Consider the following 19,496-nt stretch of genomic DNA (forward strand, 5'->3'; position numbering starts at 1 on the left):
CACGCCGGTGGCGGGGTGGAAGATGATGCGCGATGGTGAGCTTTGAGAAGCTGCATCAGCAGCATCGCCCTCCTCGCCCGCCACTTCCTCAAACACGCCATCGACTGCGCAGACATGGAAGTGCACATGCTCGTTCAGACTGGAGCCAAAGCGGTGGATGAAGGCGACTGCGCCTATGTGCAGTGCTGCCTTGTCCACATTGGCCGCACCAGGGCTGTTGGCTTGCAGCGTTTGCGCGATGACGCGTAGGAAGATGCGCAGCACCATGCCCAGCACCGGGCCCTCTCGCTGCATGTAGTACCGCAGCCGTTTGGGCACCGACAGCACCCACTGGCGCACCGGCAGGCGGGGAAACACATGGTCGGTGAGGTGTGCCGCCGTCTCAGCCATGCGCCGGGTGTTGCATGAGGGGCAGACACCCCTGCCTTTGCACGAGAAGGCGACCAGGAAGTCGTGTCCGCAGTCGTCGCAGCGGGCGCGGGCAAAGCCGTGGGCGAAGATGCCGCACTCCAGATATTTCTCGAACGCTTTGCGCACGTAGGGCCTGGGGCTGTGGTGGTCGCCCTGGCCCTCAAATTGACCCTCGCAAGCCAGCTCCAGCCAGCTCTCGTAGTGCTCGGCCACGGTTTGGTAGAGCAGAGTGCGTTCGGGGTGGCGGGGGTTGTAGCGCTTGGGTTTGGCGGTGGCTGGCATACCAGGGAGGCCCTGCTCGGTGGTTTGCGTTTCTGGGTTTCGGTGATCAAGGCTTCAAGACGGGCACGCAACTCAGCATCTGGCACCGCACCTTGCGCGCTCAAGGCAACAAGTTCGCCGAGCAGCGTTTTGTACATTGCGGCCCAATTGACGGTAGCGGGGACATCGGCGGCAGCCTGACGCCACAGATCGGCGATCCGGCGCTGCACCATAAGGATCAACTGGTCTGTGGTGGTGAACAGGCAATACCGAAGAAAGCATGCGACCTCCACGGTGCGCGCTGGCTCTTTGATCTTGGCTCCGGCTGAGGGCGGCCTGGAGACAAGTCGGCGCGCGTAGCGGCGCAAGATGAGATCGGGGATGTCTGCCAGGTGCTTATGAGCGTCCAGCGTGTAAAGCAGGTCGATGCGCTCCAGTACCTCGCTGATTTGGCGGGTTGAGTGTTTCGCCGGTGCAGCCCATAGCCAACTCTGCTGGGTTTGTCCATCTGGGCGCAGCTCTGAAACTGAGGCTCGCCAGCGATCAAGTGTTGCTGGATCAACGCTGGCGGCGATGGCGGTGCCTGTTTCAACTTCAAGCTGGGCAAGTGCCGCCGCAATCAGTGTCCGAATTGCCCGCTCGTGCACGATCACCAGCTTGTTCTTGTACAGCCATTGACGCGCCCGCACGAGTAGCTGATCGCGGTCGGCGCAGCGCGCCACTTCGTCGCGCAGTTCACGTACCAGTGAGCGGCGCTGGTGCTCGCTCATCCACTGGAATCCAAGGACCGTGCAGGCTACTTGTTGGTGATCGAATAGCGTGCGCCCGCGTTCATACATGGCTCTCAGCGAGGCGACTTCTGGTGCTGCAATGCCAAGCTCGTTGCCAAGGTGGCGCCACAAGGCTACTGGAATTACCCGAAAGGCACCGAGCAAACGCCCACTCATGCGCAGGAAACCAATATGGAGCGCCAGACCAAGCTTGTGGGAATCACCTCGGCGTGCATTGATTGCGTCGCGCTCGGCACCATCGAAGGTGAAAAATGCCTTCATCTCGAAGTCGCTGATATCGCGGGGGAGCCCACGCATCCCCAAAAACGTTGTGTGCCAACCCTGCATCGTGAACCTCAAAAGTGGGAGGCCACCATACCCGTTTACAAAGCGAACAGGAAAGTCAATGAAATCAACGGTCTACCCAGACCACCCCCGCGCCAGTGCTAGCTTTGCGTACCGTCACTTATTGCACTGAAAACGAGGAGACCCCGTTTCGGGACAAGTCGGCCGAGGCCGGCCGGCGCAGCCCTGACGTTGACACTTGAGGGGCAGCGGGGCCGGCGCGATGTTGACACTTGGGGGGCAGCGGCCGATTTCGGCCTGGTCGAGCCGTCCAGGCGGCCGCCGAGGCGGCCTAAGTGCCTGATCGGCATGGAGTTATCCACCGAAGTTGTGGATAACCCTGTTAGGAACCCTGCCCCGGTATTGACACTTGAGGGGCGGCCCTACTGACACTTGAGGGGCGCGGTTCTTGACACTTGAGGGGCAGCGTATTGACACATGGGGGGCTTATCCATTGACACTTGAGGGGCGGCCTCTTCGCACTTTTCCTTGGCGTGACAACGGTTTACGCGCGTTTTTCGGTCATGCTAACCAGGTTTTTAACCGTCTTTATAACCTTTTTATATAACCAGGTAGTTTTAACCAGAGGCTGGCGAAAAAAACGGCAACACGGCCCAAGCTGCCGCGCAGCATGACCGGCCGCCGAAGGGGGGAAACCCCCCTTCTCGATCCCACCCGGCCGCAAGCGGCCTCCCATCCCCCCAGGGGCTACGCCCCTCGGCCGCCTTGCGGCCTCACCCCACAATGGAGCGCCTTCGGCGCTACGGCTTAGGAGAGCCACGCGCAAGCGCCTGGCGGAAGGCAGTAAGTTCGAGAGCTTGCGAGGGGGCAAAGCCCCCTCACACTCCCCAACCAGGTCGCCGCGGTTCGACCGGCCGCGCGATCCTCAAGCATCGCAGCAGCTCCACCGCCGCAGGTTTTACGCCAAGGAAGGGGGTCGGCCAGCTCGGCCGGTGGCGCGGAAAGCGCCCCTCAAGTGTCAATGAAACGTGAGACGCGGGGCCAGGCCCGCGCCGATCACAAGCCGAGTTCGGAGTGAGAGCCGAGGCGCACCAGGCGCAGCGTGTCGGCGTCGGGCTTCTGGTAGATCAGCACCAGGTCGGGCTTGACGTGGCAATCCCGGTGATCCTTCCAGTCCCCGGTCAGCGCGTGGTCGCGGTGCCGAGGTTCCAGGGGTCACTACACGAAAGTGTATTTTACGTACGCTAAGGGAGAACCTCTCGTGAACACGGGCGCACGCCATCATGCGGCCAGGAGCGATGAAGGCGTGCGCAGCGGGCGGAGTTGGCCGGGATCGGGGCGGCTTTCGACATTCCAACGATAGTCGCCGGTGAGCGAGATATGCTCCCATCCCAGCGGGGCGATATGGCGCGCAATGTCTTCCGGGATCGCCAGCGCCCCGACTGCCCGTTCGAGATAACGGGTGTTCCACAGGATGATGGCGGCCACGAGCAAATTGAGGCCGGAGGCGCGATAGGTCTGGTTCTCAAATCGCCGGTCGCGCAGCTCGCCGAGCTGGTTGAAGAAGAGCGCACGGGCAAGCGCGTTGCGCGCCTCGCCCTTGTTAAGCCCGGCCTGGGTGCGCCGGCGCAGGTCGAGATCACGCAGCCAGTCGAGCATGAAGATCGAGCGCTCGATTCGCCCAACCTCGCGCAAGGCCAGCGCCAGTCCATTCTGGCGTGGGTAAGCGGACAATCTGCGCAGCATCGCCGATGCGGTGGCGGTGCCGCTGCGGATCGAGGTAATGAGACGCAGCAGTTCGTCCCAATGGGCGGCGACATGCCCGATGGCGACCGGATCGCCGGTCATGCCGGCCAGCAGCGGCCCCGCTTCCTGATCCGGCAGCAGATGCAGGCGCCGGTCCTTCAGGTCGCGCAGGCGCGGCGCGAAGCGGTAACCGAAGAAGGGCATCAGGCCGAACACATGATCGGATGCGCCGCCGGTGTCGGTGTAGTGCTCTTCGATCGACAGGCCGGTGGCATGGTATAGCAGCCCGTCGAGGACATAGGGGGCCTCGCCGGCGGTCGCCGCGATCACCCGGCTCGCAAACGGATCATATTGGTCCGACACATGGGTGTAGAAGCTGACACCCGGCTCGTTGCCGTTGCGCGCGTTGATGTCGCCGATCGCGGCGCCGCGCCCGCCCGCATGGAAGAGCTGGCCGTCGCTCGAAGAGGTAGTGCCGTCGCCCCACAGCGCGGACAGCGGCACGGTGCGGTGAACGTCGATCAACCGCCCCAGCGCCTCGCCATAGGCGGCTTCGCTGATATGCCAGTCGTGCAGATGGGCGAGCTGACGCAAGGTCGCGCCCTGACAGGTCTCGGCCATGCGCGTCAGGCCGAGATTGATGCCGTCGGCCAGGATCACGGTCAGGAGCGCGTTGCGGTCATCCGCCATGCGACCGGAGCGGCGATGGGTGAAGCACTCGGAAAAGCCGGTCCAGCTATCGACCTCCAAAAGAAGATCGGTGATCTTCACGCGTGGCAGCCGATCATAGGCGATGCGGCGCATATCTTCTGCGTCGGGCGGCGTGATTGCCTTGAGCGGCGATATGACAACGCCGTTGCCGTCAAGGCGCACCTGGGGCAGCTCTCCCTGCCGAGCGAGGATCGTCACCCGCTCGATCGCGGTGTCGAGGCTGGCGCGGCGTCCGGCGATGAAGCTTTCGAAATCGGTGTCGATCGCCAGCGGCAGCGGTCCCCGCGCGCGCATCGCGTCAAAGGTGGCAGACGGCAGAAGATAGCTGTCGAAGGCGCGATACTGGCGGCTTTCCGCCACCCATATGTCGCCGGAGCGCAGCCGGTCGCGCAGTTGGGTGAGTACGCACAGTTCATAAGCGGCGCGGACGACCACGCCATCACGCAGCACGAATGGCCGCCATGACGGCGGCACGAACCGGAGCGGCGGTTTGTCGGGCAGGCGGCGTCGTCCGGTGCTATAGATGTCAGCCACGAGGCGGACCGCATCGAGCAAGCCCTGCACCGCACCGGCACCGCGAAACTCGAAGGCGTTGAGGAACCGCCCGATCACGGAGCGCAGCGAGCGCTGCCGCTCGATCAGTTCGGCCGTGCGGTCGATCGTTTCCGGCGCGATCAGCAGTTCGGCGTCCACGACCGCCGTTCCAAGTCTTTCCCAGTCGATCGAACCGATGGCGGTAAGAGAATCGACGCCCCGCGCTCGCGCGTCAAGCAAGGCCCGGCACGAGCCGGTGAGCAGGCGAAGCTGCGCCTGAAGCGAACGGATCGTGCCGATCGCCTTATTTTTGGTCCGGTTCTCGGCCCGACGCATCATGCTCCCCAGGAGCTTGTCCATCATCGTCAGCACGGCATCGGTCAGGCTTTCCTCGAGCCGGATGCCGGCAGCGACAAGGATCGCATGCCGGCGTTGGTCGGGCAGTTCCGCCAGATGCTGCGGCGTGATGCGTGCCGCCTCGTCGGCGATCCGGTCGAACGCCATCTGCGGGATCGTCGCGGCGCGCGATGCAGCCAGGCCCAGCCCGCGAACGTGGTCGAGCCGGTCGATCAGTCGCAGGACATTGCGCGGCGCTGGGGACAGCGGCGGGTTGCGCAGCCATGAGAGCCAGGTCGCGCTTTTGTCGTCGCGCCGCGACAGGAGGGCGTCGAGCCGTGCGCGTTCGGGTTCGCCGAGATCCCCGGCGAGCACGTCATGGACCAGCTCCCCGGCCTGCTGCCGCGCCCGTCGTACGATCGCCTCGATCACCGTCACAGGCGGCAGCAGCAATCGCCGGCGTCGCATCTCGTCGATGACGATGCCGGCAAGCCGCGAGGGCTGGGTGACGGTCTGCGCGATCGGCATGGCGAAAGCGACCAACGCGTGGAAATCCGCGCGACCGAAAACGAGATGACCGAAGCGCCGCGACAGGTCGGCAAGGTGCGTTCGCCGCGTCTCGTCGCGCCGGGCATAATCGGGCCATGACGCGGGCGACACATCCAACTGACGTGTCACGAAAGCGAGGATCGGCATGGGCGGCGCTTCGCCGGCTTCCAGCACGCGCCCCGGCCAGCGGAGATACAGCATCAGTATCGCATAACCGAGGCGGGTGGCGTCGCCGCGCCGGGTTGCGATCAGTTCAAGGTCGTCACGGGTCAAAGTGAAGTGGCGCGCGATCTCGCGTTCATCGAGCGACGGATCATAATGGTCCGCAAGCATCTCACGGGTCAGCAGGTGTCTTCTGGCCAAGCTCGAACCCCTCCACGTCGCTGTCCGTCAGACGCCCGTTGGACGGCCACCGGGAATGTGTCCGTCAACTCTGGACCTTCGATGGCGGTTCGGACAATATCGCATAATGATGCGAAAACGGACACATCGGGGCAGCACATGGCGCTGATTGGCTATGCGCGGGTCTCCACCCCCGACCAGAAGCTCTCGCTCCAGCATGACGCTCTGAAGCGGGCGGGATGCGAACGTGTTTTCGACGATCAGGCGTCAGGCGCCAAGACCGACAGGCCGGGTCTCGCCGAAGCGCTGGCCTATCTGCGCACCGGCGATACGCTCGTGGTGTGGAAGCTCGATCGGCTTGGCCGCTCGATGAGCCATCTCATCGAGCAGATCGGCGAGCTGGCGGCGCGCGGCATCGGGTTCCGATCGCTCACCGAGAATATCGACACCACCACGCCGGGAGGAATGCTGGTGTTCAACATCTTCGGCTCCCTCGCGCAGTTCGAGCGCGATCTGATCCGCGAGCGCACCCAGGCGGGTCTGCGCGCCGCGCGCGAGCGGGGCAGCAAGGGCGGGCGACGCCCTGTCGTCACTCCTGACAAATTACGCAAGGCGCGGGCGCACATCGCGGCGGGCCTTACCGTGCGCGAAGCCGCAGCCCGGCTAAAAATTGGAAAAACCGCCCTCTACAAAGCTTTGGAGCAACAGTAACGTCATGGAAATCGCCGCGCTAGAACAATACCTACACCACCAAATTCCACTCTCCGCGGCAATGAACGTTACGGTAAGTGGAACTACACCGGATTCAGTCATCCTAGGCGCTCCGCTAGAACCAAACATCAACCATAAGAGCACTGCCTTTGGCGGTAGCCTCTCAACGTTGGGTATCCTAGCCGCGTGGTCGCTTGTGCATCTTCGCCTCTTGGACGAGGGAGAAGATTGCGAGGTGGTTATTCAGTCTAACCAAATGGAATACCACAAGCCAGTCGTGGGGCCTTTCATCGCACGCTCTGCTCTGGCCGTACCCACCATATGGCCCACTTTTGTCAAAACCTTAAGACGGCGCAAGCTCGCGCGTATCGAGGTATATTCAGAGATAATCTTCAACGAGGACATAGTTGGTAAGCTGACCGGGCGATTTGTGGCGTTCTTGCAGAAGCCCTGACGGAAGCTTTGCCTCTCACCGTCGCCGTTCAGTTTTCGTTCTCAGGTGGCGTACGCAGAATGCACTTTCGTGTAGTGACCCCCACATGGATTGAACCGCTGCCGTGACCTCGGGCGTAGGTCCTGTGCGGCCAGGGGTTGTCGCGGCCGGCGCAGCGGCTTCGCGCGCTTTCTCGTCCTCAGCCCGTTTGGCATCGGCGACTGCACGGGCCGCTTTCTCTTCAGGCGTTGGCGGCGGCATGATCGAGGCGCCGACGATGAACAGCACCACTGAGGCGCCCAGCGCGAGCCCGGCGCGCTTTCGGGTGCCAAGCTTGATCCTTTTGATCGGCCGGACGAGGGCTATGATGCTAACGATGAACAGCACCATGCCGATAAGAGCGATAACCCCGCCTAAGTCGCGCATTTAGAATTCCCCCTAGTGTCTCTGTCTGACACAGAGGCCAACTTCGCGCAAAGGTGGGCGTTTGGGCAGGGTGATGGCCTCTCTAGGCCGGCAGCCTCAAATATATTCCAAATATAGTTGGACCGGCCGCTATCTCGTTCCGATAGTCCTTTCCCCAAGGCGGTGTCAGGACGCACCAGATGTCAGGTCAAAACGGTCCAGCACAAGACGTCGCCGTCGCCGGCGCTTCGATCGCGGACCTTTGCGCTCGATGGCTTTCCGTCGACCGCGAGATTGAGCACCTCACCGGTCGATGGTCGGCTCTGGAGGTTTTGGTGTTGAGGCCGCCGCCTCAATCGGGCGACATCAGCCCCGGCGCGGCCGATGAAATGACGCTTATCGATGATCGCCTCGTCTTCCTGGACGCCGACAAGGCCAGCTGCACTCAGGCGCTGGCCAGGACCTCAGCCAGATCGTTCGCCGATGTCGTCGGCAAGTTGGACGTCGCGTCGCGGATTCTCAGCGGCGAAGGCGGCCTCGTGCACGACATGGTCGCTGACGCTGTAGCGCATCTACCCCGGTTCTTTGCTGATCGCCCAGACATCCCCTGAGATGGGCTTCGCCCGGGCTTGCTCAAGGCGACCGCTGGCGCGGTGATCTCGGGCGTCCCCAGCTTCGCCTTCGGCTGCAGCAGGGGTCCCCTGCCCTTCCATCAGCCTTGACCTTGCCCTCCCGGATTGGTTTTTCGCCGCCCTCGCTCAAAGAGCGATGGCCTGCTCTGACTGGATGGTGGGGATTGTCCGCGTCGGCCGACACCGATGGCCAGTAGTCCGGTGAATATGGGTGCGGAGCGATTCCGGCCGACCTCCGTTGGAGTCCGGATCATGGCTCGCAGAAATCAGGATCTAGCGCTGACGCCCTCGATGCCCGGGACTTTCCTCCCCCTGGCGCATCCGACCCTTGTCGCCCGGCCGCCTAGCGGCGTGGGCTGGATCCACGAGATCAAATTCGACGGCTACCGGTTTCAGCTGAACGTCCAGTCCGGACGGGCTACCTGGTTCACCCGCAACGGCCACGACTGGACCCAGAAGCTGCCCTTGCACTCGGCCGCGGCCGCGATGCTCGAGGACTGCGTGCTGGATGGCGAGCTTTGCGCGCTCGATGATGCTGGCCAGCCTGCCTTTTCGGCCCTTCGGCGATCTCTGTCCGCCCGATCGAGCGGGCGGCTGGTCTATTTCGCATTCGATATTCTGTGGCGTGGCGGCACGGATCTCCGGCCGTTCGCCCTCTCGACCCGGAAAAAGGCCCTGAAGGAGGTCCTCGACGTCGCCGGCGTCGGGTCCCGAATTCGATACGTCGACCACTTCGCTGACTTGCCGGGTGACCAGCTCCTCGATGCAGCCTGCAGGATGCAACTCGAGGGCCTCGTCTCGAAAAAGACCGGCGAGAACTACCAGGCCGGCCGGACGTCGGTATGGGCGAAGGCGAAGTGTCGGCCGAGCCAGGAGCTTGTCGTGGGCGGTTGGAAGAGCGGCCCTGACGGGCGCTTCAAGGGACTGCTCACCGGCGTCTACGAGCGCGAAGGATTGAAGTATGCGGGGTCGCTTCAGACGGGGTTCGCCGATCGGCAGATGAAAGACCTCACGCCGCGCCTGAAGGCGCTGGCCCGACCAGGCACACCGTTCGCCGGCGTCCAGCCGCGCGCCGATCGTGGCGATGCTCTCCATTTCGTGGAACCTCAGCTGGTCGCCCAGGCCGAGATCGCCGAATGGACCGATTCCGGCCGGGTCCGGCAGGCGAGCTTCAAAGGACTGCGATTCGACAAGGTCGCGCTCGAGGTACGTCGGGAACGGCCTCGGTGACCCACTACGAGGCCCTGCAGGAGATCCAGCGCATCATCGCGGCCGCGATGCCGCCCGACAGCGGAGCCACTGTCTCTGGTCTGCTGGGGGACATTTCGGGCCCGCTCGCAGCCGTGGGCCTCGATCCCATCTCGGACGTCCAGGACATAACCGATGCGCCGGCGGAACCGTGCGAGGTGATTGATCTCTTTCCCGGCCGAGAGTCGACGTAACGATAGGGCCGCCCCTTGCGGAGCGGCCCTCTTTCTGCCGGCGGCTTCTTGTCAGAGCGCGAGTTACCGCTTCCAGGCCAGACCCGGGATTTCCGGCTCGCCTTCGATGAGGATTGCGGAGGCGCCGGTGCGAGCTTCGATGGCCTGCACCGTCCCTCGGAGCATGTTTTCCGTGAACTCCTGCGGCGTCCCGACCAGACGGTTGGCCAGAGCCCGGCCGAGGCGTTCGGTCACGCCGCCACCGCTCATCGCGGTGTCGCTGGCGAACATGTTCAGGTGATAACCCTGCCGGTCCTCACGCGCGTAGGGGAACAGGCAGAGCGTGGTGCGCAGCTCCTGGCTGCCCGAGACCCGGCGCGTGACGTGGGCGGTCCAGACAGCGCCGTCGCAGGTCGCGACCATGAACTGCTGAGTGCTGACCCCGCCCAGGGCGGCAAGTCCGGCAAGGCGGCTCTCCGCCAGCGGGTTCGACAGCACGAAGCGGCCGGGTTGCTCCGGAGTCTGGACGGCGATCGGACGGTTCGACTGAAAGTCGCTGGCGTAGCCCTCAAGGACGCGTTCTGCAGCGTCGATAATCACGCCCTTGGCGGCTTCCGTCTCGATGTCGATGATTGCGTAGGCTTGATAGCTGCGCTGACGGTTTTGCGCTTCTGCAGCGCTGGCGATGCCGGCGGCTGCGAGGAGCGCGGCGGCGGCGGCCGCGATGGATTTCATCTTCATTGGTGGGAACCCCTACCCTCACTTGGAAACGATGTTGAAATATCCCACGTCGAGGGTGGTCGACGTAAGTGCAGCGTCACAGATCCGGGCACGCTTGGCGTTTTGCGCGATCTGCGAGATGATGTTGCCGTCCTAGTTGCATGGAGGCCGTCGTGGTAGAACCGAACAAGAACACCAAGGAGACCGATGCCATGCAAGCCGCCCCTTCGTCTTTGAACCTGTCGCCGCAAGCCCAGCGCGTCTTGGAGGCCCAGCTGAATTTCGCGCTCGCGGGTCCGGGACTGATAGCCGGGGCGGTCGCGACCTATGTGTTCGCCGCCATCATGACCGTGGCCCTCCTGGGGGCGGTGTTTTGGGGAATCTCCTACGCCTTGGAGACGGGGAACCCACTGGCGTTGCTTTCGCTGGGACTGCTTCTGTTTCTCGCCGTGCCCTACATCACTGTCCTCAATGCGAACCGACTGCTGAAAGCTCGCCGTTCGCAGGGCTGAAGCGGCTCCCACGAATTCGCAGACGATAGAACGGCCGCCCCTCACCGGGCGGCCGTTTTCTTGTGCGGTCACGTGCCGTACCGGCGGCCCAGACGGGCGCTACCTTGTTCCTGCTGAGTGTCCTCGACATTCCGGCTGTTCCAGAGCGAGGTATCGGCCGGTCGATGAGCATCGATCACGCCGCCGCCCTCCCTGACATCCTCGCGGATAGAGTCACGCAGAGCTGAATTGAACACCGGACGCAGTACCGGTTCGCCGGCGTCGTTGGCCACGCCTCCGCCTGGCACACGACTACGGACGTCGGGCTCGCCGTCACCACTGTCGCCCGCCCCCCGGGCGCTGCGCGAGGTCTGGGCTTCGGCCGCCCGTTCCGCCCGCTCTTCCCGCTCGGCTTGCCATCCAGACGTGCCGGGCGCGAACTCGCTGGTTCCCGATCCGGGTTGACCCAGCCCCGCCAAGGTCACCCCCTGACGGAGGCTGCTGCCGTCCCCGCCGGGCTCGAGCAGCCTTACTTGTTCGGGTTCCATCTGCCGGACGGTCTGGCCGATCTCCCGGCCCTGGACGACCTGTTCCGGCGCAGCAATTTTCATCACCTCTTCCTGACGGAAGGATTGCTCAAGCTCGCGAACCATCGCGGTTTCGCCAGCCGACCCGCGGCCGGACATGATGTAAGCGGCCCGTTCCTCGTCGATCACGCCGCCGTAGGCGTCCCGCTGGCCCACGAGACGCTGCATCGCATACTCGGTGAACTGGTTGTTGAGGTTCTGGTCGATCGTTGCCGAGTTGGTCTTGGTGAAGTCCGCACGCTGGTCATAGGACCTCGCTTGCGATTCCGACTGATCGGCGGCGTCCATGATGCTTCTGGTCGACGAGAAGGTGTCGGAGATCTTCTCCGAGGACATCGACTGCGCCGTCGACGTCTGGCTGAAGGTGTTCGACGCAAAGTTGGCCGTGGTGCGATCCACGCGGTCCGTGAACCCTGCCGAGGACAGGGCCGTGCGAGCGGCTTGGACTTGGTCCGTCTCAGTGGTGTTCCGGGAGGCGGACGCCTCGACGCCGACAGTTGCGCGCCCTCCGGCCCTCACACCAGAACCCAGCACGCCTTGCCCAGGTGTTCCGACCGATCCTTCAACAAAGGCTTCGGCGGCCGCCCGGGCCACGGCCTGTTTGGCTGTCGACTCCGAGTAGCCATGCGTCCGCTGCAGGTTCTGCGAGACCTGGTCCATCACCTGATAGGTGGAGCCCCACGTGTCCCGTTCCTCGGATCCCATGGTGCGGGTCTTGCTGTCGCTTTGCAGCCAGCTGTTGACCCGCTCGACACCTTCCGACGCCACCCGCGACTGTGCCTCGGACACACTGCGGCGCAGGGCCTGCGCCTCTTCACGGCGCATTCCTGCGGCTTCCACCAGCGCCGAGCTCACGCCCTCGCTGAAGCGGGCGTTCCACGCCGTATTCGACATCGAGGACGTCAGGGTCCGCGTGCCATTGGCCCCATACTCCGTGCGGTTCAGATTGCCGTCCGTCGTCCGGAAATTGCCCTGATCCATCTCGCCCGAGGTCACCCAGCGATTGGCGCTGCGGTTGTTCCAGGACGCGTTCTCGAAGGCCGTGTTGCCGAAGGAGAAGTTGCCCGTCGTCGCGGCCGCACCCGCTGCCTCTGCCCCGCTCCGGAACTGCGACAGCAAGGCCTCGCCCTGACTGCCCACGGCCATCGCGCCCTTGGTCAGCATCCCGGCCAGAACCGGGATCATCATGGTCATGACGCCGGCGACGCCGGCGATGTCCGCATTGACGGAGCCGATCGCCTCAAGGTTTGCGATCTTGATGCCCGGTGCGCTGTCCGGAATGTAGGCTGCAGCGGCCGACTTGGTCGCGGCGGTCCCCATGCTGATCTTGTGCACGATGACGTACATCGGGCCCCAGAGCTGCAGATACAGGAACCCTGTCAGGTAGCCCTGAATCATGCGCGGCCCCAAGCCAGGCAGGAGGAAGGCGGGGAACAGGACCGGGAACATACCGATGAAGAGCAGATCGACGACGATCTTGAGGATCACGATCGCCTTTTCGGCCACGCCGCCCAGCAGCTGCTGGGTGTTGCGGGTCTGAACCTCGGCTTGCGTCTCGGCCATGACGGCGACCGCATCGCCGCCGGCCTCGGCCGAGAAACCCGTCACCCCACGTCGCACGGCATTGGCCATAAGGACCTGCTGGAACGTCGACGTCGCGTCGCGCGACGCGCCCAGCATGTAGGGATGCAGCGTGCCCAGCTCATTTTGGAAGGCGGCCTGCAGCTGGCTCTCGTCCAGCTCCGGGCGCAGCCTCCGCTCGAACAGTCGCATCGAGGAACTCAGGGTGGCCGTCCAGTCGGCGTTCAGGCGCTGCGCCGCCACCGTGCATGAAACGATCTCACGGCTGGTCGGGTTGTAATACTCGATCGAGCGGCCGGGGTTCGTGCCCTTGGTGACCGTGATGTAGGTCCACAAGTCGTTCTGGCGCGCCAGCTCTCCGGACGAGTAGTGGCCGTCGAGAATGTCGTAATAGACGCAGCCGCGAACGAAGGCGTGCAGGTTCTGTTCAAAGCGGGGATCCGCGATCCGGGCCGTGCGCAGCCGCTCGAACACCTTGGCGCCGTAGATCATCCCGGTGTTGGAGTATTGCGTCGCTTCCGGATCGCCAAAGGCGGTCTCCGTCAGCTCGATCACCCGGTGACCTACCCGGCTAGTGAGGCTGGCCGTCATCCCCACCCCGAGAGGCACGTTGGCGACGTCGGCGCCGGTCAGCGCCGGGTCGAAGACGTCGGTCACATGCACCTGGACCTTCGGCACCCAGAGGATCCCGTAGGAAATGTAGGCGATCAGAAACCAACGCAGGATCTTGCCGACGTTGAAGTCGAAGACCGCCTTCAGGATGCCCATCATCAGGCCGAGGACCAGCGCCAGCCGGATCAGCGACGAGATTCCGCCCGTCCCCGCCAAGAGGGCGACGGCCTGGAAGATATCGCGGTAGTATGACCCGCCGCCGTAGGTGATGACCTCGACCGTTTCCATGGGGTGTCCTTAGTTCGGGGTCTGCGAAGCGGAGAACGCGATCGCGTCTCCAATCCGCGTGCCAATGCGGGCGGTCAGGACCTGTTCAGCCTGCTGAGTGCGGGAGATCATCGCCTCGATCGACGACGTCTTCTCTGCAACGAGGGACTGCTTGGCGCCGATGTTCTGGCGGACGGTGTCGATGCTCGCGCGCCACTGGTTCAGCTGGCCCTCGTCCATGCCGACCATGTTGCGAGCCCCGTCCTCGACCATGGACACCGACCGGTTGAGCCAGGTGTAGAGGAGGTCCAGCGCGATGATGTCCGAGTATTGCGCCAGAGTGCCGGCGGCCGCTGCGCCTTGCTGGGCCGTGTAGACGCTGGCCATCTTGTAGACGGGCAGGCTCACCATGTTCAGGAAGTCCTGTTCCTGCGCGTTGAGCGTCTGCCGCGCCTGGATCTTGCCCACGATGCCCCGAAGCATGGCCTCAACGCGGTTCTTCAGCGCCTTGCTGGCCACCAGGTTCTGCGAGCCGCCGTATTTGACCGGGTTCAGGCAGAGTTCGACCGTGTCGCAGCGGTGCGTCCGGAGGCTCCCGCCGTCCAGCAGCTTGGTGATGACGCCGTCGTCGTCGGCGTCGGCCGGAATCACGTCGATGATGCACCCGTTGTTGTCCGGGCAGCGGTAGATGATCGTCCCGGTCAACGTCATCATCAGTTCGGCCAACTCGCGGTCGCCCGCCAGAAGCGGATGCTGCTTGGTCGCCTCCCAGGCGATGTTCTTGTTGACCGGGATCGACTTCTTGTCCTGGGCCGGAAGGTTGTTGAGGTTCTGGGCCAGGCGGTTCGGGCAGTCATGTCGGGCCGCAATCCGGTCGGAGTAGAAGCCGCGATACGTGGAAAGGTCCGTGCAGACCTGCATGGAGGCCGTGTCGCTCCGGCCCCACAGCCCGCCTACGAGGGCCTGCGCCTGCTGGCAGGAGCTCATGTTCTGGGCGTTGACCTCGTTGGCCAGCTTCTGCAGCGACTCGATCTGGTCAGCCACGATGGGGGACAGGCTCTTCAGCGCCAGCATGAAGGCATAGCTGATCGCGTTCGACGCGACCGACTTCATGTGGGCGACCAGCTGGTCGCTGTTGATGAAGGAGAAACCGCCGGTGAAAATGTCGATACCGCCGCAGCCGGCGCGAACGGACGGCATCTGGATCGACCCGATCTGGGTCGTTTCCTGCGGCGTCCGCACCGCCATGTTGCCCAGCGTGTAATAGCCAGCGCTCTGCCCCTGGAAGGCAGTCGGGCCGGTGACGTTCGCCGAACCCAGCGAACTGGACCAATAGGTGTCCATGCTGCTGTTCACGTCGCTTGCGGGCGCTGCGCTCGACAGGAGCGTGAAGGAGGCCGCGACGACGCTGGCCAGCGCGGCCCGGCGCCGACGTCGGCCCTTCAACTTGGCGATAGGATCAGCGCCGGGGGCGCGATGGTCGTTCTTGCGCTTCATGAGCGTTGCTCCTTTAGAAATCTGTGCCCGGCTCTTTGGAGAGCAGGACGAAAAGACGTTCGGCGATGTCGTCCATCGCCATGACACCGGCCCCGGCGTAGGTCAGACAACCCTGGGGCTTGAGGCACGGCAGCAGCTCGAGGATTTGACCGTTGCTCCCGCGGACCCGCGTCGGCCGGATCTGACCTGTGCGCGGATCCATGTCGGACTGTTGGAAGAACAGGAGCGCCGGCGTCGTTTGCCGCACGCCCCACGCCGCCAGCTGGCCCTGGTCACGCACCGCGCCGGGGAAGTGCGGGTTCGGCGCGCCGTCGGCCGACACCGCGCGCACCGTCATCCCGTAGCGATCGGAGAAGGCCTTTACGATCGGACTGGCGATCGTGCAGGCGCCGCAGCTGCCCCGGTAGACGTAGAAGACCCCGACGCGGGTCGACACCCCGCGCAAGAACAGGTCCCGATCCGCCATGCGGTCATCGGTCCAGCCATGCTTGGCCACTTCTGTCACCGGCCGGCGCACGGTGTAGTCGAGATCCGGATTGGTCCACGTCAGCCGCCTATAGTGGTCGGCGAAGAGGCCGCCCCGTTCCAGGGCGACCTGCTGCAGACGGTAGTAGCGCTCGACGGTCTCTGGCGTCGGCCGCCAGACGGCAATCGACCGGGCTTCCTCGAGCTGGCGCTGATACTCCTCCAGCTCGCGTACTTCGGGCGGCGTGGCGGCGCTGATAGTCGGTAGCGGCGCGGCCTCTTCGGCGGGCTCAGGCGGGGTAGGTCGCTGGCAGTAGAACCACATGCCCAAGTCGCGACCGCAATACTCTTCAGAAGCGCCGCTCGCGGCTGGCGCGGGCTGCGTCTGATACGGCGATTGGGCCCGGACCGGGCCGGTCAGCATCAGCGAGGCGGCAAGGCCAGCCGCCATCGCGAAGCCGAACCGTTGCGGGATCGAGAACGAGATCATGGAGTCTACCTGGTTGTGGGGAGATTGGCGGACGCTCACGGCTGGCCCCCGCCCGCTTCGTTGGTTTCGCCGGGCCCGGGCGAGCCGTTGCCCATCAGGCTTTCGATGCTCTGCTGAATCCGGCCGACAGTGCCGCCGGCGTCGGGCGTCGAGATCTGATCCATCAGGCCCGCCGTGAACTCGGAGAAGTCGACGTTCGACAGGTCCAGTTGCTGGAACTGTTCGACCGTGAACCCGGAGCAGTCGGCGTCTTTCGGCGTGCCCCAACCCTTGCCGATTTGCGGGCGGCCCGCCTGGTGGACGATCTTCGCTAGCGTCCCTTCGAAGGCGCAGTAGCGCATGGCCTTCTCGGTGCAGATCCCGAAGAACGACTTCTGAGAGCAGTATGTCCCGACATAATGGGTCGCCTTCGCCTCCTGACGCGTCATGAGGGTCTTCTCTTCCTCAGAACACTGCGTCAGGCCTAGATCGACGCCCCAACCGCTGTCCTTGCAGCAGTTGCGGAAGCCGAGGACGGCCTTGCGGCACCGCATCGGCTGGCCTTTGAAGATCGTCAGGTCCTTTTCGTAGTCCTCGCCCGCCATCTGAGCGATCAGAAGCGCGGCCAGGGCGTCCGGCATGTCGGTGTCGCCCTCATCTTCGTTCCCGACGCACATGTTTCCGATGCAGACCCGCGTCTGGCATGAATTCCGGGTTTCTTCGGTGACCACTTCCTTCTTGCATTCGTAGACGTTCTCCCACGCCCGGCATTGGGCGGCGGGCACATCGTCGAGGCAGACCTGTTCCTTCATCTCGCAGCCGGAGGGCGGCGAGCAGTTGTTCCCGGGCTCGCCCATCGTTTCGCAGGTGTAGGTGTCCGTCTCTTCCCAGCACGGCGGCGTGACGGGCACGCCATTTGGCCCGATGCGGGTTTCGCCCGGCTGCGAGCAGGTCGTGCTGGTTAGCGTGCAAGCGCCGTTGCCCCGGGAGGGGCAGGCGTTGTCGTGCATACCGCCACCCGTCCAGTCGATCGGCGTCTCGACCACGGGCTCGTTCGGCACCGGGTTCTCGCAGCGATAGCGGTTCAGCTGCAGCGAGCAGGAGCCGTCCGGCGCCGTGCCGGCGCAGCTTTGCCCGATCAGCTGACAGCTGGCCACCGGCGCACAGGTGTTGACGGCCGTCGCACGATCACAGGTCCAGGACTCGCGCCGTTTCCACGGATTACGTGTCACCGACAGGCCATTGATCACCCGCGTCTCATTGCCGATGACGACCACGTTCGACGTCAGCCGGCACGCCGGGTCATTGCGGTTCGTGGCGCATGGGTCGGTCCAGTATTCCCCGACTACCTCCCGCGGCGTCTCGATAGGCGTTCCCCCGCCGCTGGCGGGGTTCTCGCACCGATAGGTCCGGTCATAGGCCGTGCAGTTTCCGGCCCTGTCCTGCGATGCACACGTCTGAGACTGCTGAACGCAGCCGACGAACGGCGTGCAGCTGTTCACCGTCGAGGACGACGAGCAGATGTAGTCTTCCCTGACGGTCCACGGGTTCCGCGTCACCTGCAGCCCATTGATCGTCCGGGTCTGGCTGCCTTCGATGACCACCTCGCCCTGCTTCACGCAGGCGCCATTCCCGGCGAGGGCGTTGCAGCCGTTGTCCCAGGTGTCGGAGACGACGTCGCGGATGACTTGGCTCGGCGTCCCCGCGCCCGGGACCTGGTCCTCGCAGCGGAACCCTTGTTCGAAGCGGGCGCAGCCGCCCGAGGGGTCGGTGTAGGTGCGCTCCGAACCTGTGCAGGTCCCGCCGGCATCGGTGGCGAGGCATCGCTCACCCGTCAGCGCCATACCGGCCGGGGCGGCGCAGCCCGCGTAGTCCGTCCGGCTTCCGCAGGTGTAGCGCCGCGCATACTTCCAGCATTCGCGATAGACCGACGTCCCATCAATCATGCGACTGCCGGCGGGCTCGGTGCAGACATCGCCGGTCATCCGGCAGGTCGTGTCGGCCTCAAGCGGCGCGCAGGTGTTGTTGGTTTTGACGCCTTGGTCTCTGCCCGGCCCCGCCGTTTTGACGTAGAATTTGAGCCAGTGGGGATTGGTCGATCTGGAGCTCCACCCGGTCCGACCGAAGCTGTCGCCCAGGATCTTGTTCATGTCCGAGATGTTGAGGCCGTTGGGGCAGTTGGCCGAGAATTTCCAGATCGTGCCTTCCTTGCGGTAGTTGCTGATCGTGCACCCGGAGTAGGCCGCTACATCGGCCGCCGTCGTCACCGCGCGCCAGGATTCACCGTCAAAGGTCCCGGTCGGAAAGATCTCCACGACCTGGTTCACATCGCAGAATTTATCGACCGAAGTCCCCGCATAGCCTTGCTGACAGACATAGCTGGACGGCAGGCCCGAAGGCGCAGCGCAGACGCGCCCGCCGGAGGCCACGCATCCCGGTTGACCGTTCGCCGTACAGGCGGCGTTCGGGGCATGGGTCGATCCGTTCCACGTCTGAACGCAGCCATACTGATAGTCCTCGTCCACCACGACGATGCGCCGCCGCTGGCAGCTCGCGGGCGTGTGCGTCCACACCGTCCCGGTCTTGCAGGAGTAGACATAATCCTCGTCGACCGTGACGACGCGCTCAGGCTCACAGGTCCGGGTTTCAGACCGCCACTGGTTACCGGCCTGACACTGGTAGACGTAGTCCGTGTCGAATTCCGGCTTGTAGATCCGCGTGCAGCTCTGAGGCTGGTTCGTTACCGGCGTCGCGGTCTCACAGGTGTAGAGGCTTTTCTCCTCGTGCGTGACCTGCGTCGTCTCCTGCTGGCACGACGTATTCGCGTCCCCTGTCAGGTCCCCAACCTCGTTGCCCGGATCACCGAGCAAATCCAGCGACCGCTTCAGCCAGTCGTCGTTGTTCGACAGATCATAGCGGGCGGCGTTCACGGAGCCGCCGCCAATGACCTGCAGGTATTCGTTGCCGGGCGCATTGGCCTCGCCGGCGCTGATCAGCCGGTTGGGATCGCTGCTGTAGCCAGACCAGCCGGTCGTATCTCCCCCGGCGCCGGGCACGACCTGGCCGGGGTCGCCGAGCGGCGGGGGTGGATTGCTGCCGGCGAACCCGCCCGCTCCCCCGTCGCCCGACGTCGTGGTCTGAGCGAAAACAGGCAGGACGCCGCCCATAAGGGCGACGCCGCACGCGATTACTACGGCGCTACGCGCCTGCTTCAACAGACCTCGATAGGACACAGTCCA

The 19,496-nt window shown here is 64.4% G+C and carries 15 protein-coding genes and 2 pseudogenes; 7 read left to right on the top strand and 10 right to left on the bottom strand.

Annotated elements, in window-relative coordinates:
- Positions 1 to 693 (bottom strand): transposase zinc-binding domain-containing protein (locus GGC30_RS08110; protein WP_171483816.1); only part of this gene is annotated, 693 nt, incomplete at its 3' end.
- A pseudogene (locus GGC30_RS08115) lies at positions 693 to 1,739 on the bottom strand (DUF4158 domain-containing protein); the annotation flags it as partial. The pseudogene GGC30_RS08115 and the gene GGC30_RS08110, both read right to left, overlap by 1 nt.
- On the opposite strand from GGC30_RS08115, the gene GGC30_RS16765 reads away from it, so the two are divergent.
- Positions 1,635 to 1,892 carry a hypothetical protein gene (locus GGC30_RS16765; protein WP_040214134.1) on the top strand — a complete coding sequence of 86 codons (258 nt, stop codon included), beginning with the start codon at positions 1,635 to 1,637 and terminating at the stop codon, positions 1,890 to 1,892. The pseudogene GGC30_RS08115 and the gene GGC30_RS16765 overlap by 105 nt on opposite strands.
- A 912-nt stretch (positions 1,893 to 2,804) precedes the next feature.
- On the opposite strand, the pseudogene GGC30_RS08120 reads toward GGC30_RS16765, so the two are convergent.
- Together GGC30_RS08120 and GGC30_RS08125 are read right to left on the bottom strand one after the other, a co-directional pair.
- Positions 2,805 to 2,963: pseudogene (locus GGC30_RS08120) on the bottom strand (type II toxin-antitoxin system YafQ family toxin); the annotation flags it as partial.
- A gap of 66 nt (positions 2,964 to 3,029) precedes the next feature.
- Positions 3,030 to 5,987 carry a Tn3 family transposase gene (locus GGC30_RS08125; RefSeq protein WP_153923396.1) on the bottom strand — a complete coding sequence of 986 codons (2,958 nt, stop codon included), beginning with the start codon at positions 5,985 to 5,987 and terminating at the stop codon, positions 3,030 to 3,032.
- A gap of 138 nt (positions 5,988 to 6,125) precedes the next feature.
- Here GGC30_RS08125 and GGC30_RS08130 point away from each other — a divergent pair, with 138 nt between their 5' ends.
- Together GGC30_RS08130 and GGC30_RS16770 are read left to right on the top strand one after the other, a co-directional pair.
- Positions 6,126 to 6,677, top strand: a complete 552-nt coding sequence (locus GGC30_RS08130) for a recombinase family protein (protein ID WP_153923397.1) — start codon at positions 6,126 to 6,128, stop codon at positions 6,675 to 6,677.
- 4 nt (positions 6,678 to 6,681) lie between these two features.
- Positions 6,682 to 7,131, top strand: a complete 450-nt coding sequence (locus GGC30_RS16770; protein ID WP_153923398.1) for a YiiD C-terminal domain-containing protein — start codon at positions 6,682 to 6,684, stop codon at positions 7,129 to 7,131.
- 15 nt (positions 7,132 to 7,146) lie between these two features.
- Here the strand turns inward: GGC30_RS16770 and GGC30_RS08140 are convergent, their stop codons facing one another.
- Positions 7,147 to 7,536, bottom strand: coding sequence for a hypothetical protein (locus GGC30_RS08140; protein ID WP_153923399.1), 390 nt, complete (start codon positions 7,534 to 7,536; stop codon positions 7,147 to 7,149).
- 179 nt (positions 7,537 to 7,715) lie between these two features.
- Between GGC30_RS08140 and GGC30_RS08145 the strand changes: the two genes are divergently transcribed.
- The 3 genes from GGC30_RS08145 to GGC30_RS08155 all read left to right on the top strand — a co-directional run bounded on the left by GGC30_RS08145 (position 7,716) and on the right by GGC30_RS08155 (position 9,589).
- Complete coding sequence (locus tag GGC30_RS08145; RefSeq protein WP_153923400.1) at positions 7,716 to 8,126, top strand: hypothetical protein; 411 nt, start codon at positions 7,716 to 7,718, stop codon at positions 8,124 to 8,126.
- A gap of 273 nt (positions 8,127 to 8,399) precedes the next feature.
- Positions 8,400 to 9,377: a non-homologous end-joining DNA ligase gene (ligD, locus tag GGC30_RS08150; RefSeq protein ID WP_194943553.1), complete on the top strand. Its 978-nt coding sequence runs from the start codon at positions 8,400 to 8,402 to the stop codon at positions 9,375 to 9,377.
- Entirely contained in the window at positions 9,374 to 9,589 is a 216-nt protein-coding gene (locus tag GGC30_RS08155; protein WP_153923402.1) for a hypothetical protein, read from the top strand. The genes ligD and GGC30_RS08155 overlap by 4 nt, the downstream gene beginning before the upstream one ends.
- A gap of 63 nt (positions 9,590 to 9,652) precedes the next feature.
- Here GGC30_RS08155 and GGC30_RS08160 read toward each other — a convergent pair whose 3' ends face one another.
- Positions 9,653 to 10,309: a hypothetical protein gene (locus tag GGC30_RS08160; protein ID WP_153923403.1), complete on the bottom strand. Its 657-nt coding sequence runs from the start codon at positions 10,307 to 10,309 to the stop codon at positions 9,653 to 9,655.
- Positions 10,310 to 10,461: 152 nt separating this feature from the next.
- Between GGC30_RS08160 and GGC30_RS08165 the strand changes: the two genes are divergently transcribed.
- Positions 10,462 to 10,800, top strand: coding sequence for a hypothetical protein (locus tag GGC30_RS08165; RefSeq protein ID WP_153923404.1), 339 nt, complete (start codon positions 10,462 to 10,464; stop codon positions 10,798 to 10,800).
- Between the two features lie 68 nt (positions 10,801 to 10,868).
- On the opposite strand, the gene GGC30_RS08170 is transcribed toward GGC30_RS08165, so the two are convergent.
- From GGC30_RS08170 to traN, 4 genes are read right to left on the bottom strand one after another with little or no spacing between them, the layout of a single operon-like run.
- Positions 10,869 to 13,847: a conjugal transfer protein TraG N-terminal domain-containing protein gene (locus GGC30_RS08170; protein ID WP_153923405.1), complete on the bottom strand. Its 2,979-nt coding sequence runs from the start codon at positions 13,845 to 13,847 to the stop codon at positions 10,869 to 10,871.
- A gap of 9 nt (positions 13,848 to 13,856) precedes the next feature.
- Positions 13,857 to 15,410, bottom strand: a complete 1,554-nt coding sequence (locus tag GGC30_RS08175) for a conjugal transfer protein TraH (RefSeq protein WP_194943554.1) — start codon at positions 15,408 to 15,410, stop codon at positions 13,857 to 13,859.
- Positions 15,337 to 16,278: a conjugal transfer protein TraF gene (locus GGC30_RS08180; RefSeq protein WP_153923407.1), complete on the bottom strand. Its 942-nt coding sequence runs from the start codon at positions 16,276 to 16,278 to the stop codon at positions 15,337 to 15,339. The genes GGC30_RS08175 and GGC30_RS08180 overlap by 74 nt, the downstream gene beginning before the upstream one ends.
- Before the next feature lie 35 nt (positions 16,279 to 16,313).
- Positions 16,314 to 19,472: a conjugal transfer protein TraN gene (traN, locus tag GGC30_RS08185; RefSeq protein WP_153923408.1), complete on the bottom strand. Its 3,159-nt coding sequence runs from the start codon at positions 19,470 to 19,472 to the stop codon at positions 16,314 to 16,316.
- Between the last annotated feature and the right edge of the window lie 24 nt (positions 19,473 to 19,496).

The sequence above is a fragment of the Brevundimonas sp. SPF441 genome, from assembly GCF_009661015.1.
GTDB lineage: Bacteria > Pseudomonadota > Alphaproteobacteria > Caulobacterales > Caulobacteraceae > Brevundimonas > Brevundimonas vesicularis.

Bases quoted from the DNA above. Each gene is read 5' to 3' on its own strand.
- GGC30_RS16765 (WP_040214134.1), top strand. From the start codon at position 1,635: ATGGAGCGCCAGACCAAGCTTGTGGGAATCACCTCGGCGTGCATTGAT.
- GGC30_RS08130 (WP_153923397.1), top strand. From the start codon at position 6,126: ATGGCGCTGATTGGCTATGCGCGGGTCTCCACCCCCGACCAGAAGCTC.
- GGC30_RS16770 (WP_153923398.1), top strand. From the start codon at position 6,682: ATGGAAATCGCCGCGCTAGAACAATACCTACACCACCAAATTCCACTC.
- GGC30_RS08140 (WP_153923399.1), bottom strand. From the start codon at position 7,536: ATGCGCGACTTAGGCGGGGTTATCGCTCTTATCGGCATGGTGCTGTTC.
- GGC30_RS08145 (WP_153923400.1), top strand. From the start codon at position 7,716: ATGTCAGGTCAAAACGGTCCAGCACAAGACGTCGCCGTCGCCGGCGCT.
- ligD (WP_194943553.1), top strand. From the start codon at position 8,400: ATGGCTCGCAGAAATCAGGATCTAGCGCTGACGCCCTCGATGCCCGGG.
- GGC30_RS08160 (WP_153923403.1), bottom strand. From the start codon at position 10,309: ATGAAGATGAAATCCATCGCGGCCGCCGCCGCCGCGCTCCTCGCAGCC.
- GGC30_RS08170 (WP_153923405.1), bottom strand. From the start codon at position 13,847: ATGGAAACGGTCGAGGTCATCACCTACGGCGGCGGGTCATACTACCGC.
- GGC30_RS08180 (WP_153923407.1), bottom strand. From the start codon at position 16,278: ATGATCTCGTTCTCGATCCCGCAACGGTTCGGCTTCGCGATGGCGGCT.